At 63.5% G+C, this 12918-nt stretch carries 14 protein-coding genes; 7 read left to right on the top strand and 7 right to left on the bottom strand.

Features of this window, described 5'->3' with window-relative positions:
* A partial coding sequence (locus ACK41X_RS19445) for an aminotransferase class III-fold pyridoxal phosphate-dependent enzyme (protein ID WP_409726680.1) occupies positions 1–381 on the bottom strand: 381 nt, incomplete at its 3' end.
* Positions 382–474: 93 nt separating this feature from the next.
* Here ACK41X_RS19445 and hisS point away from each other — a divergent pair.
* Positions 475–2070 carry a histidine--tRNA ligase gene (gene hisS, locus ACK41X_RS19440; protein WP_409726678.1) on the top strand — a complete coding sequence of 532 codons (1596 nt, stop codon included), beginning with the start codon at positions 475–477 and terminating at the stop codon, positions 2068–2070.
* A 37-nt stretch (positions 2071–2107) separates the two neighbouring features.
* Here the strand turns inward: hisS and ACK41X_RS19435 are convergent, their stop codons facing one another.
* The 4 genes from ACK41X_RS19435 to ACK41X_RS19420 form a co-directional block, all read right to left on the bottom strand.
* Positions 2108–2626 carry a nuclear transport factor 2 family protein gene (locus tag ACK41X_RS19435; RefSeq protein ID WP_409726676.1) on the bottom strand — a complete coding sequence of 173 codons (519 nt, stop codon included), beginning with the start codon at positions 2624–2626 and terminating at the stop codon, positions 2108–2110.
* The gene (locus ACK41X_RS19430; RefSeq protein WP_409726674.1) at positions 2623–3090 is read right to left on the bottom strand and encodes a nuclear transport factor 2 family protein; all 468 of its coding nucleotides are present in this window, start codon (positions 3088–3090) and stop codon (positions 2623–2625) included. The genes ACK41X_RS19435 and ACK41X_RS19430 overlap by 4 nt, the downstream gene beginning before the upstream one ends.
* A gap of 134 nt (positions 3091–3224) precedes the next feature.
* Entirely contained in the window at positions 3225–3722 is a 498-nt protein-coding gene (locus ACK41X_RS19425) for a nuclear transport factor 2 family protein (protein ID WP_409726672.1), read from the bottom strand.
* Positions 3719–4192, bottom strand: coding sequence for a nuclear transport factor 2 family protein (locus tag ACK41X_RS19420; RefSeq protein ID WP_409726670.1), 474 nt, complete (start codon positions 4190–4192; stop codon positions 3719–3721). Before ACK41X_RS19420 ends, ACK41X_RS19425 begins: the two co-directional genes overlap by 4 nt.
* A 179-nt stretch (positions 4193–4371) precedes the next feature.
* Here ACK41X_RS19420 and ACK41X_RS19415 point away from each other — a divergent pair, with 179 nt between their 5' ends.
* Positions 4372–5535 carry an ATP phosphoribosyltransferase regulatory subunit gene (locus ACK41X_RS19415; protein ID WP_409726668.1) on the top strand — a complete coding sequence of 388 codons (1164 nt, stop codon included), beginning with the start codon at positions 4372–4374 and terminating at the stop codon, positions 5533–5535.
* Entirely contained in the window at positions 5532–6503 is a 972-nt protein-coding gene (hisG, locus tag ACK41X_RS19410; protein ID WP_409726666.1) for an ATP phosphoribosyltransferase, read from the top strand. The genes ACK41X_RS19415 and hisG overlap by 4 nt, the downstream gene beginning before the upstream one ends.
* A 114-nt stretch (positions 6504–6617) precedes the next feature.
* Here the strand turns inward: hisG and ACK41X_RS19405 are convergent, their stop codons facing one another.
* Positions 6618–7493 (bottom strand): dienelactone hydrolase family protein, encoded by an 876-nt coding sequence (locus ACK41X_RS19405; RefSeq protein WP_409726664.1) that lies wholly within the window; start codon positions 7491–7493, stop codon positions 6618–6620.
* A gap of 254 nt (positions 7494–7747) precedes the next feature.
* On the opposite strand from ACK41X_RS19405, the gene ACK41X_RS19400 reads away from it, so the two are divergent.
* The 4 genes from ACK41X_RS19400 to ACK41X_RS19385 all read left to right on the top strand — a co-directional run bounded on the left by ACK41X_RS19400 (position 7748) and on the right by ACK41X_RS19385 (position 12625).
* Positions 7748–8782, top strand: coding sequence for a TRAP transporter substrate-binding protein (locus tag ACK41X_RS19400; protein ID WP_409726662.1), 1035 nt, complete (start codon positions 7748–7750; stop codon positions 8780–8782).
* Positions 8783–9286 carry a TRAP transporter small permease subunit gene (locus ACK41X_RS19395; protein WP_409726660.1) on the top strand — a complete coding sequence of 168 codons (504 nt, stop codon included), beginning with the start codon at positions 8783–8785 and terminating at the stop codon, positions 9284–9286.
* On the top strand, positions 9286–10611 hold the full coding sequence (locus ACK41X_RS19390) for a TRAP transporter large permease subunit (RefSeq protein ID WP_409726658.1): 1326 nt from the start codon (positions 9286–9288) through the stop codon (positions 10609–10611). The genes ACK41X_RS19395 and ACK41X_RS19390 overlap by 1 nt, the downstream gene beginning before the upstream one ends.
* Positions 10612–10732: 121 nt before the next feature.
* The gene (locus tag ACK41X_RS19385; protein ID WP_409726656.1) at positions 10733–12625 is read left to right on the top strand and encodes an NAD(P)-binding protein; all 1893 of its coding nucleotides are present in this window, start codon (positions 10733–10735) and stop codon (positions 12623–12625) included.
* Between the two features lie 73 nt (positions 12626–12698).
* Here the strand turns inward: ACK41X_RS19385 and ACK41X_RS19380 are convergent.
* A partial coding sequence (locus ACK41X_RS19380; protein ID WP_409726654.1) for a metal ABC transporter solute-binding protein, Zn/Mn family occupies positions 12699–12918 on the bottom strand: 220 nt, incomplete at its 5' end.

Raw genomic sequence — 12918 nt, 5'->3', positions numbered from 1 at the left:
TGTGTCGACGGCTTCCGACCCCGAATTGCAGGAGAACACGTGGTCGAGATCGCCCGGCGCGAGCGCCGCGAGCCGGCTCGCCAGTTCGAAGCTCTTGGGATTGGCGTACTGGAACGGCGGGGCGAAATCCATTTCCGCGGCCTGCGCCTGGATCGCGGCGACGATGGGGTCGCGGTTGTGGCCGGCATTGGTGCACCACAGCCCTGCGGCGCCGTCGAGGATGGCGCGGCCTTCCGGGGTGAAATAATGCATGTCCTTGGCGCGCGAGACCATGCGCGGGCGCTTCTTGAAGGCGCGGTTGGCGGTGAACGGCATCCAGAACGCTTCGAGATCGTTCGGGACGGCGGTGGCGGCGGGCTTGCGGGCGGACTGGGTGCTCATGGGTGCGCCTTTTGGCGGGCCTTTCCCGGCCGTTGGATGACAAAGCGGCGCTGCGCTGATACACGCCGCGGGACCATCTGTTGACTTATATCCATGACCGACAAAAGCAACAAACTGAAGGCGCGGCTGCCGCGCGGCCTTGTGGACCGCGCTCCCGCCGAAATCGCGTCCACGCGCGCGATGCTGGAGAAAATCCGCGCCGTCTACGAGCTCTACGGCTTCGAGCCGGTGGAGACGCCCGCGATCGAATATACCGACGCGCTCGGCAAATTCCTGCCGGATCAGGACCGCCCGAACGAGGGCGTGTTCTCGTTCCAGGACGACGACGAACAGTGGCTGAGCCTGCGCTACGACCTGACCGCGCCGCTGGCGCGCTATGTCGCGGAGAATTTCGACGCGCTCCCTAAGCCCTATCGCAGCTATCGCGAGGGCTGGGTGTTCCGGAACGAAAAGCCCGGACCGGGCCGCTACCGGCAATTCATGCAGTTCGATGCGGATACGGTGGGGTCTGCGTCGATGGCCGCGGATGCCGAGATCTGCATGATGGCGGCGGATACGATGGAGGCGCTTGGCCTCAGGGGCCAGTACGTCGTCAAGGTGAATAACCGCAAGGTGCTGGATGGAGTGATGGAGGCTATTGGGCTTTCCGGCGATGAGAACGCTGCAAGACGCCTGACCGTGCTTCGCGCGCTAGACAAATATGATCGACTTGGCGAGGCCGGAGTTGCTGCACTCTTAGGACCGGGCAGGAAAGATGATAGCGGCGACTTCACAAAAGGAGCCGATCTCGAAAAGCAACAGATCGAGTACCTCGTGAAATTCATATCCATCGCATCTACGATTAACAGCAGCATCAGGGAAGAAGAAGCGACTCTCACGGAGAGGTCTGGCCGCAGTTCAAAGATTGGTGAGCAAAACTTTTATGAAAGTAATCGCGCGCTCCTGACAGTACTGCCTCAGCAAGTCCCTCTTGTAGAAACTGGATATGATGGACTTGAGGAGTTGATGCAGCTTTGCGTGCTTTGTGATGCCGCAAGCTATTCGCCGATACAAATTCGATTCGATCCTTCTGTCGTGCGCGGCCTCGAATATTACACCGGCCCGGTCTACGAGGTCGAACTCCTGCTCGAGACCAAGGACGAGAAAGGCCGCCCGGTGCGCTTCGGCTCGGTCGGCGGCGGCGGACGCTATGACGGCCTCGTGTCGCGCTTCCGCGGCGAGCCGGTGCCGGCGACCGGATTCTCGATCGGCGTGTCGCGGCTCGCCGCCGCTCTCGCGCTCGTGAACAAGCGCGATGCACAGCAAAGTTTCGGCCCCGTTGTGGTCACGGTTTTCGACCAGGATCGAATCGCAGATTATCAGCGTATGGTGGCGGAGCTTCGCGCAGCGAATATCCGCGCCGAAATGTATCTCGGTTCGGGAAAGTTCAATCCGCAGATGAAATATGCCGACAAGCGCAACGCGCCCTGCGTGGTCATTCAGGGCTCGGATGAAAAGAACGATGCGGCAGGCGAACAGGTGATCGTGAAGGATCTCGTTCTCGGCGCCGAGCTGTCGAAGCTGGAAAAGGGCCGCGACGAATATCTGCAGAAACAGGCAGAGGCGCAGCGGAAAGTTCCGCGCGACCAGCTGGTCAAGACCGTGCAGGAGATTCTCGCGCGCCACGGCGTGAAGACGCGGGTGGCATAGCGGACCGGTCGTCCCCGCCTTCGCGGGCTGCATAAACTCACAGCCGCAGCAATTCGTCGCCGTCCGGCACCAGCGTCACGCGCTCGATGCGCTTGGTGATGTCGATCGGATGGCCGACCACCTGCTCGACCAGGTCGAAGGTATCGGAGAGCGCGCGGAACGAAACCAGCTTGCCGTCGCCGAAGCGCATGAAATGCGCGCCGCGGAAGCGCAAAGCCCGGCCGGATTCGCGCTGGCGCGCCCGCAGCACGCCGAAGGCCGCGACACGGTCCCCCTGCACCAGGAGATGCTCGATCTCGAAATCGCTGAGAACGAAAATGCACGGCATGATGCGGGTGATGAGTTCGATGACCGCGGCCTTGCCGCGGCGCGGCTCGTAGATGTCGAGATGCTCGACCGGTCCGGTGAGCTTCCAGTCGACATCGTCGGCAAGGATGGCGTCGAGCAGCGCGGCATCGCGCGTCAGGTAAGCCCGATACAGCTCGGCCACGAACGGCGGCAGCTCGCGGTCATGCAGACGGGCCGGCAGCGCGAGAGCGCTGAGGGTCTCGGTCATAACGTCACCACATCCTTCGGCGCCGCCACAGTCGCGCAGAAATATGGGTCGATGAGGTGGCCGACCAATTGCTCGGCCATGCCGAAGGTGTCGGCGACGCCCTTCAGCGAGATCACCTTGCCGCCGCTGAACACCACGAAAATCGCTGTCTGATAGGTCAGGATGCGGCCGGTATCCTTCTGCACCGAAGCGATGTTGTTGATGATCGCCGCCTTGTCGCCGTCGATGACGATTTCCTCGGGCTCGAAGCGCTTGACCGCGAACATCGACGGCACCAGACGGGCCATGTAATCGACCACGGCGGCCTTGCCGCGCCGGTAGCCGCAAAAGCTGAATATCTCCACCGGACCGGACATCAGCCATTCGACATCGTCGGCAAGGCAGTGCGCCAGCCGCACCGGATCGCGCGAAGCCAGCGCTTCGTAAAAGGCCTGCACGTCGGCGCGGGATACAGGTTCAGCCATGACGGTCTACCATCCAATTCCGAACGATGGCCGTAAAATCCTTATTTTTGGTGACGCACTCCGCCCGGCACCGGTGCGGCGCCTTAATCTTTCGTTAGGCCCGTTGCCGGCGCATCGCGACGGCGGCCGGTGCCTCAAACCGGGATAACGGTGTCGTCGGCATTGCCCTGCACCCGCCCCGGCTCGGTCACCAGTGCGATCCGGCATCCGGTGATCTGTTCCAGCGCGTCGAACGAATCGCAGACCGCACGCATGGCGATCAGCTTGCCGCCCTGGAACTGCAGGAAATGGGCGAAGGCGACGCGGATCGCGCGCATGGTCTCGCGCTGGAAGGCGCAGAGCCGGCCGGCCATTGCGGCGTGATCGCCGTCGACCAGCACATGCTCGAATTCGAAGCCGGTCAGCCGCTGGTAGCAGGGAATGATCCGGGTCACGAGCTCGATGACCTCCGGCTTGCCGCGCCGTGCCCCGAACAAGTCCACCCAGTCGGCCGGTCCGGAGATCAGCCAGGTCACCTCGTCATGCAGCACGGCCTCGAGCCGCAGCGCATCGCCGGAAAGATAGGCGTCGTAGAACGCCCGGACCCAAGGCGGCGTGCGCGCCAGCGCTTCCATGCCCTCGGGCCCGGTCACGGCAGCACCACTTTGCGAAACCGATCCGCCAGGGGCGCGTGCCGGGGATCGATCATGATCTGGACGTCCTGAAGCTGATCGAGAAGGCCGAATGTGTCCGCCACCGCCAGCAAGCTGGCCACCTTGCCGCCCCGGACGGTGACGAAATGCGCGCAATGGAAGGCAAGAATTCGTTCCGACCCTTGCTCTGTGGCGGTCATCTTGCTGAATGACGCCGCACGGTCGCCGTCGATCAGCAGCGCCTCCAGCTCCATGCGCCGGATCGAAAACAGCGCAGGCGCGCGACGGGCAAAATGCTCGATCACCGCCGCCTTGCCGCGCCAGCGTCCGCAAAACGGAAACACATCGACCGGCCCCGGGAAAATCCAGTCGACATCGTCGGACAGATAGTCGAGAACCGTTTGGAAATCCCGCGCGGCGTAAGCTTTGAAAAAGCCATTCACGAGACCTGGCGGGACTTGCGCCTCCATTTGTCCGCTCCCTCATTCCGCGGACACAGTCGGACAAAATTCCTTATTTTTGGTGATCGACGATAAACACGCGCAATACCTGTAGATCGCCACCTTCCTCGCCGGCACCGATCGGCCGTTAAGCGCGACACCCGGCCGGCGTCGAATCTGCAAACATTCCGTGCTAAAGCGCCGCCGCCATGACCAGCCTTCCTGTTTCAGCCGCCGCCGACGCCCCCGGGGATATCCTGTCCTCCGCGCGCCGCCTTCTCTCTGTGTACGAAAAAGCAGGCTATGCGCGGACCCATCCCGGTATCCTGCAACCGGCAGAGCCGTTTCTTGACCTCTCGGGTGAAGACATCCGCGCCCGCATCTTCCTGACCGCCGGCCGCTCCGGCGAGGAATTGTGCTTGCGGCCCGACTTCACAATTCCGGTTTCGCGCGACTATCTCGCCTCCCCCGCCGCCGGAGCGCCGCAGGGCTATTGCTATCTGGGGCCGGTGTTTCGCGACCGCGGAGCGCTGCCTGGGGAATTCCTGCAAGCCGGGATCGAATCCTTCGGACGCGCCGACAAGGCCGCCGCCGACGCCGAAACGCTGGCGCTCGGGCTCGCCGCCACCGCACATTTCGGACACCACACGCCCGAGATCCGCATTGGCGACGTCGGATTGTTTACCGCGCTCGTCGCCGCGCTCGACCTCGCCCCGGCGTGGAAGCGCCGCCTTGTGAAGGATTTCAACCGCAAGGCATCGCTGGCGCAGGATCTCGAACGCCTGACCCTGAGCAGCGGCAACGGCAAGGCGGATTACCAGGGCGTGCTGGCCGCGCTCGCGGGGTCCGATCCGAAAGCGGCCCATGCCCTCGTCACCGATCTTTTGTCGATCGCCGGCATTTCGGCGGTCGGCGGACGCTCGGTCGGCGAGATTGCCGACCGCTTTCTGGAGCAAGCGACGCTCGGCGCGTCGGCCACGCTGCCGCGCGAGACCCGTGCTTTGGTGGAACGCTTCCTGTCGATCAACGGCAATCCGGTCGATGCAGCGGCGGCGATGCGCACGCTCGCGAAAGAGGGGAAGCTCGCGCTCGACGCCGCGCTCGATCTGTTCGAAAGCCGCAACGCGCAGATGAAGACGGGCGGCATCGATCTGTCGCGGGTGGCGTTCTCCTGCGCCTTCGGCCGCGGCATGGATTACTACACCGGCTTTGTGTTCGAACTGACCGACGGCAAGGCAAACGAGCCGCTGGTCGCCGGCGGCCGCTACGACGATCTGCTGACGCGGCTTGGATCGCCGATGCCGATCCCGGCAATCGGCTTCTCGGTGTGGATCGAGCGGCTGTCGGATCTGGATACAGGAGGCGCAGCATGAGCGCGCCGCTGATCCTGGCGGTGCCCGCAAAGGGCCGGCTGCAGGAGAATGCGGAAGCATTCTTCGCACGGGCGGGACTGAAACTCGTCAAGCCGCGCGGTGCGCGCGACTATCGCGGCGCCATCGACGGCATGGACGGCGTCGAGATCGCCTATCTGTCGGCCTCCGAAATCACCGCGCAGCTCGCGCAAGGCGCCGCGCATCTCGGCGTGACCGGCGAGGATCTGGTGCGCGAGATGATGCCGGATGCGGACGCGCGCGTGATCCTGCTGGATGGGCTGGGCTTTGGCCATGCCAATGTCGTGGTGGCGGTGCCGCAGGCCTGGATCGATGTCCGTTCCATGGCCGATCTGGACGACGTCGCCACCGCCTTCCGGCTCAGGCATAACCGCAAGATGCGGGTCGCCACCAAATACGTGAATCTCACCCGCGCCTTCTTCGCGCAGCACGGCATCGCCGATTACCGGATCGTGGAAAGCCTCGGTGCGACCGAGGGCGCACCCGCCGCCGGTACGGCAGAGTTGATCGTGGACATCACGACAACCGGCAACACGCTCGCAGCGAACGCCCTGAAAGTGGTCGACGACGGCACGATGCTGCGCTCGCAGGCCAATCTGGTCGCCGCGCGCGGCGCCGACTGGAATGCGGCGACGCTCGATACCGCGCGCCGGATTCTCGACCGGCTCGCGAGCCAGGCGCGCGAGCGTGCCTTCCGCGAGATGCGCACGCGCTTTTCAGGCTGCGATGACGCTCTTCTTGCGCTTGCGCGCGAAACATTCGGCATTGTGACGCCGTTCGGCGGCCCGACATCGTCCGGGATGCTGACGCTGCATTGCCCGCCGGATCAGGTTTTCGCGCTCGCCGATTTCCTGCGCGAGAAGGGCGCACAGGCGATTTCGGTATCCGAGATTGACTACGTGTTCACGCAGGACAACCCGCTGTTCCAGAGGCTGACGGCGGCGCTGTAAGCCTGCACTGCGCCAGATCCCTGAGGTGTACGGCGCCAAGCCCAGCCGCCCGCCGCGGTCCGCAGCGCACCAAGACCAAGCGTAACGCGTTTTTCGAGCGACGGGATACCGCGCTCACGCCCCGCGCGGCGGCGCACCGAGATTCTCGCGGAAGAACGCAATTGTCCGCTCGAAGGCGAGATCGGCCGCGGCCTTGTTGTAGCGCGCAGCCCCGGTGTCGTTGTTGAAGGCGTGCTGCGTGCCCGGATAGATGTGGATGGTGTAGCGCTTGTTGTTGGCCTTCAGGGCTTCCTCGTAAGCGGCGATCCCGGCATTCACGCCCTCGTCGTTCTCGGCGTAATGCAAAAGCAGCGGCGCGCGGATGTTCGGCACCTGGGCAGCGGGAATCTGGCGTCCGTAATAGGCGACGCCGGCGTCGAGTTCGGGACTCGCGGCGGCAAGCCGGTTGACCATCAGCCCGCCGAAACAATAGCCGACCGCGCCGACCTTGCCGGTGGATTCGGGATGCTTTTTCAGAAAGTCCACCGCAGCGACCAGCGCCGCCACGGCATCGTCCTGGTTCATCTTCGGGTGGAGCGCACGCGCCTCGTCTTCGTTCGGCGGCGTGCCGCCCACGAGCGACAGCAGATCGATCGCATAGGCGAGAAATCCTTCCAGCGCGAAACGCCGCGCCACATCCTCCAGATGCGGATTGAGGCCGCGGTTTTCGTGGATCACCAGCACGACCGGGCGTTTGGCGTCACCCTTCAGGCGGGTGAGATAGCCGTCGATCTTGCCCTTCGCTGAATCGAAGGCGACGCGCTGCGAGTTCAGCCGGTCGTCATTGGCGGGAACGATCGCAGCCTTTGCGTAATCATTCTGCAGGAGCGGCAGCAGCGCCGCCGCCGCGGCGGTGGAACCGGCAAGCTGTGTCAGCTTGTCGAGGAAGGCGCGGCGGCTCATGCCGCCATGGGTGAAGCGGTCGTAGAGATTGATAATGCGCTGGTCCATGGGTCCTCCCGGCCTCTCACCGGACAAACCCCGCAGAGCCGGTTGCCATTCCTCGTGACGATGATTGCAAGGCGACCAGGCATCTGCCTAGCATTTATGCAGACTTCAGCTGTAGAATGCAGTCAGGCGGAAATGCCGCGGAAATGAGCTGGCCTGCAATTTGCTTGCAAATGACGCTTCACAACAATCAGCGGGAGAGTGTCATACGACGTCGGGATTTCACGAAAATTGCTTTAGCCGGTGCGGCTGCGACGGTGGCGGCGCCCGCGGTGGTGCGCGCACAGACCACCTTCAACTGGAAAATGACCAGCTTTTACGGTCCGAATGCGGCCTTCTATTCGACCGGGCCGGGCGGCGCCAAGGACCTCGCCAGGCGGATCGAGGAGATGTCGAATGGCCGCATCAAGATCCAGTTCTTCGGCGCGGGCGAACTGATCCCGGCGGCGGAAGGCTTCGACGCGGTGTCGTCCGGCACCGTCGAGATGAACTACGCCAATTCCTATTTCTGGACCGGCAAGAGCTTCGCCGCGCAGTACTTCACCGCGGTCCCCTTCGGCCTCAATTTCCAGGGTTATAATGGCTGGATGTTCGACGGCGGCGGCCTTGAACTCTGGCGCGAGGTCTATGACCGCTTCAATCTGGTGCCGTTCGTCTGCGGCAATACCGGCGTGCAGATGACCGGCTGGTTCAAGAAGCCGATCGAGAAGCCGGAAGACCTGCAGGGGCTGAAGATGCGCATCCCGGGACTTGCCGGCCGCGTCTACAAGGAACTCGGCGTCGACTCCCGGCTGATCGCGCCGGGCGAAATCTTCCCCTCGCTGGAACGTGGTGTGATCGACGCGGCGGAATTCGTCGGACCGTATCTCGACCGCCAGCTCGGGCTGCAGAAGGTGGCGAAATATTACTACACCACCGGCTGGCACGAGATGGCGACGGCGAGCGAACTCACCATCAACAAGGCCAAGTGGAATTCGCTGCCGCCCGACCTGAAGGCGATCGTGGAGAATGCCTGCCTCGCCTGCAACACCATCAGCGAGGCCTGGTGCCAGAAGAACAACGCGGAGGCGATGGAAGACCTGGTGAAGAACCAGGGCGTGATTGCGCAGCCGCTGCCCGACTCGGTGGTCAAGGCACTGCGAGCCGCCACCGACAAGATTCTTGCGGAAGCCGTAGCCAAGGATGCGGTCACCAAGAAGGTCCACGACTCCTACATGGCCTACAAGGCCAAGTACGACGCCTGGGCCGACCTTAGCGAAACCGTCTATCACACCAAGATCCGGAAGGCCTGATTGCACGCAGCCGAAAAGCTGGCCGGCGGGATCGACGCTTTCACCGATCTCGTCGGCCGCATCACGTCATGGCTGGCGCTCGGCATCGCGCTCGTGATGGGCGCGAACGTGCTGCTGCGCTACGCCTTCTCCATTGGCTTCATCTGGGCGCAGGAACTGGAATGGCACATTTTCGTGCCGATCTGTCTGTTCGGCATGTCCTATGCGCTTTTGCACAAGGAGCATGTGCGGGTCGACGTGGTGTTCCAGTATTTCTCCGCGCGCAACAAGCGCCGTGTGGAAATTCTGTCGGCGCTGATCTCGATGGCGTTCTGCCTCGTCGTGATCCGGCTCTCGATCCCGTATGTCTACCAGTCCTGGTCGATCGGCGAGGGCACCGCCAATCCCGGCGGCATCGACTATCGCTACATCGTCAAATCCCTGATCCCGATCGGCTTTGCGATCCTGTTCCTGCAATCGCTGTCGGAAGCGATCAAAAGCTATCTTGAATTGCGGAAGGCGTGATGCCGTACGTTGAAGTCCTCGCCATCTGCATGCTGGTGTCGTTCTTCGTGCTGCTCATGGCCGGCATCCCGGTGGGGCTCACGCTTGCCACTTCGGGGCTGGTGTTCGGCTATCTCGGCTTCGGCAGCCTGCTGTTCAATCTTCTGCCGGGCCGCATCTTCGGGGTGGTCACCAACCAGACCCTGATCGCCATCCCGCTCTTCGTCTTCATGGGAATGATGCTGGAGAAATCCAAGCTCGCCGAAGACCTGATGGATGTGATCGGCCATCTGGCGGGTTCGCTGCGCGGCGGGCTCGGCATCGGCATCGTGGCGGTCGGCGTGCTGCTCGGCGCCACCACGGGAATCGTCGGCGCGACGGTGGTGACGCTCGGCCTCCTGATGCTGCCCGGCATGCTCCGCCGCGGATATGATCCGGGTCTTGCCTGCGGCGTGATCTGCGCCTCCGGCACGCTCGGCCAGATCATCCCGCCAAGTCTGATCCTCATCCTGCTCGCCGACATCCTCAACCTGTCGGTCGGCACGCTATTCGCAGCGGCGATGGTTCCGGGTCTGCTGCTCGCGGGAATCTATGTGCTCTACATCCTGGCGCTTGGCGTGCTGCGTCCTGATTTCGTGCCGGCCTTCACCGCCGAGGAACGCGCATCGATTTCACGCGCGGAACTGATGCGCAAGCTGTTCAAGGTGGTGGCGCCGCCGGTCGGCCTCGTTGCCGCAGTTCTCGGTTCCATCATCGCAGGAATCGCCGCGCCGTCGGAGGCGGCGTCCATGGGCGCGCTCGGCTCGATCGTGGTCGCCGCGATCGGCGGACGGCTGTCCTTGCGGGTGTTGCGCGAGACCGCGCAGGCCACCACCAAGATCACCGCGATGATGATGTTCATTCTGATCTGCGCCCAGGCCTTCGCGCTCGCGTTCCGCGGCCTGCAGGGCGAGAAGATCGTTCACGACCTGTTTGCGTTCCTGCCGGGCGGCATCAATGCCGACGTCTGGTTTTTGATGGCGATCATCTTCATCCTCGGCTTCTTCATCGAATGGATCGAGATTTCATACATTGCGGTGCCGCTGTTCCTGCCGGTTTTTCTGCAGGCCAATGTCGATATGGTGTGGCTGGCGATCCTGATCTGCGTGAATTTGCAGACCTCGTTCCTGACGCCGCCGTTCGGATGGGCGTTGTTCTTCCTGCGCGGTGTCGCGCCGCCCGAGGTCGCGACCGGCGATATCTACCGCGGCGTACTTCCGTTCATCGCCATGCAGGCCATAGCGCTGGCGGCTGTCTTCATGTATCCGGGCCTTGCCACCTGGCTGCCTCGGGTCATCGGCTGGTGATGCCCATCCCGGCGCGGTAATCTGCAATTCGCGCCGCGAGCGCGCGAGCAGGACCGGATGCCCGCCTGCGCGGGCAAGAGCGGGCAAGAGCGGGCAAGAGCGGGCAAGAGCGGACAAGCGCATGCCGGATATCACCCGACGCGATTTTCTTGACGGCTGCGCGCTCGCGATCGCGGCGGGACTGACGCCTGCGGCGCAGCTTGCCGCGGCGCAGACCGGAGAAGACCCGCCGGCGCGTGGCGGACTGCGCGGGCATCATCCAGGATCGTTCGAGGCCGCCCATGCGATGCGCGACGGCGAAATCCCGGACTTTGCCGCCCGTCCGATCGAGGAGGACTACGATCTGGTGGTGGTCGGCGCCGGCATCAGCGGACTTGCCGCGGCGTATTTCTACCGCAAGACGCGGCCTGACGCGCGCATCCTGATCCTCGACAATCATGACGATTTCGGAGGCCACGCCAAGCGCAACGACTTCACCATCGATGGCCGGATGCTGCTGGGCTATGGCGGCAGCGAATCCCTGCAATCGCCCAAGGCGCTGTGGAGCCCGGTGGCGATGGGCCTCTTGCAGGAGCTTGGCGTCGATGTGAACCGCTTCGAGACTGCGTTCGAGCGCAAGCTATACCCTTCGCTCGGATTGTCACGCGGGGTGTTCTTTCCGCGCGAAAGTTTCGGCCGCGACGTGCTGGTGACCGGCGATCCAACTCACACAGCCGCCGACGATCTCGGGCCGGACCTTCTCAATGCACGACCTGTCTCCGAATTCGTCGCGGAGTTCCCGCTCGACGCTGCCGAAAAGGCGCAGCTGCTGGCGCTGTACGATACGACGCGCGATCCGCTCGCCGGCAAGAACCGTGCGGAGAAGGAAGAACTGCTGGAGACAACCAGCTACCGCGATTACCTGACGAAAATCTGCGGGTTGAGCGAGCGCGCCGCGAACTGTTTCCACGGCCGCTCGCTGGATTTTCTGGCGCTGGCAAGCGACATGATATCGGCCGGGAGCGCGCGCGAGATGGGGCTGCCCGGCTTTGCCGGACTGAACCTGCCGGACGATGCAAGCCCCGAACGCGACGAGCCCTATATCCACCATTTCCCGGACGGCAATGCCTCAATCGCGCGTTTGCTGGTGCGCGCGCTCGTTCCGGGCGCGGCGGACGGCCAGACCATGGACGACATCGTGCTGGCGCGCTTTCGCTATGACGCACTGGACCGGCGCGACAATCGCGTGCGCATTCGCCTGTTGGCGACCTGTATCCATGTGAAGGACGGCAAGGACGGCGTCGAACTCGCCTATGTCCGGAACGGGGAGCTGCATCGCGTCGCTGCGTCCCGCGCCATCCTTGCCGGCTTCAATTCGGCGATTCCCTACATGATGCCGGACCTGCCGGAGCCGCAGCGCAATGCGCTCCTGCACAATGTCAAGGCGCCGCTGGTCTATACCAAGGTTGTGGTACGCAACTGGGAGCCATGGGTCAGGCTTGGCGTGCACGAAATTGCCGGACCGATGTCGTTTCATTGCCGGGTCAAGCTCGACTATCCGGTGAGTCTTGGCGGGTATCGGCATCCGCGCACGCCCTCCGAACCGATCGGGCTGCATCTCGTGCATGTGCCGGCCGAAAGCAATCCGGGGATGGACGACCGCGACATGTTCCGGATCGGCCGCATGAAGCTTCTTGAGATGAGCTTTGCCGATTTCGAGGATCGCATCCGCGACGAACTCGACCGCATGCTGGGTCCGGGCGGCTTTTCCGGCGGACGCGACATCGCGGCGATCACGGTGAACCGGTGGGCCCATGGCTATGCCTATGGCGGCAATTCGCTGTTCGATCCGCCGGATTCACAACAAATCATGCTGCGCGCCCGCAAGCCGTTCGGCCGCGTCGCCATCGCCAATTCCGATGCCGGCTGGAGCGCCTATGCGCATGCCGCGATCGACCAGGCGCAACGCGCCGTGGACGAGGTAACAGAGAGAAATAATCCGGACACCGTTCGTCCCCGCGAAAGCGGAGACTGAGCGAGACAATGCCGTTGGATTTCCCGCTTGCACGGGAATGAACGGAGTGTGCCGCAGACCCATGGGCGGCGCTTCATTTCCCCTTATACGCATTCGCCAGCGCATTCACATTGGCGTCGAACAGCGCGATGTAATCCTCGGTGTTCGGCAGCATCCCGATGCTGCCGGCGAGTTGCACCACCGTGGCGCCGGTACGTTCCGCAAGCATATTGGAATGCCGCTCCGGCTGGTTCGCCTCGGCCAGGATGAAGCGGATCTTCTTGTCCTTCATCAGCTTCGCGAGCTGTCCGATC

Source organism: Pseudorhodoplanes sp. (genome assembly GCF_046289595.1).
In the GTDB taxonomy this organism is placed as follows: domain Bacteria; phylum Pseudomonadota; class Alphaproteobacteria; order Rhizobiales; family Xanthobacteraceae; genus Pseudorhodoplanes.
The sequence above is the reverse complement of the archived record's forward strand: the minus strand, read 5'-3'. Positions and strand labels throughout refer to the sequence as shown.

Coding starts and splice junctions, on each gene's coding strand:
- hisS (WP_409726678.1), top strand. CDS start 475: ATGACCGACAAAAGCAACAAACTGAAGGCGCGGCTGCCGCGCGGCCTT.
- ACK41X_RS19435 (WP_409726676.1), bottom strand. CDS start 2,626: ATGACCGAGACCCTCAGCGCTCTCGCGCTGCCGGCCCGTCTGCATGAC.
- ACK41X_RS19430 (WP_409726674.1), bottom strand. CDS start 3,090: ATGGCTGAACCTGTATCCCGCGCCGACGTGCAGGCCTTTTACGAAGCG.
- ACK41X_RS19420 (WP_409726670.1), bottom strand. CDS start 4,192: ATGGAGGCGCAAGTCCCGCCAGGTCTCGTGAATGGCTTTTTCAAAGCT.
- ACK41X_RS19415 (WP_409726668.1), top strand. CDS start 4,372: ATGACCAGCCTTCCTGTTTCAGCCGCCGCCGACGCCCCCGGGGATATC.
- hisG (WP_409726666.1), top strand. CDS start 5,532: ATGAGCGCGCCGCTGATCCTGGCGGTGCCCGCAAAGGGCCGGCTGCAG.
- ACK41X_RS19405 (WP_409726664.1), bottom strand. CDS start 7,493: ATGGACCAGCGCATTATCAATCTCTACGACCGCTTCACCCATGGCGGC.
- ACK41X_RS19390 (WP_409726658.1), top strand. CDS start 9,286: ATGCCGTACGTTGAAGTCCTCGCCATCTGCATGCTGGTGTCGTTCTTC.
- ACK41X_RS19385 (WP_409726656.1), top strand. CDS start 10,733: ATGCCGGATATCACCCGACGCGATTTTCTTGACGGCTGCGCGCTCGCG.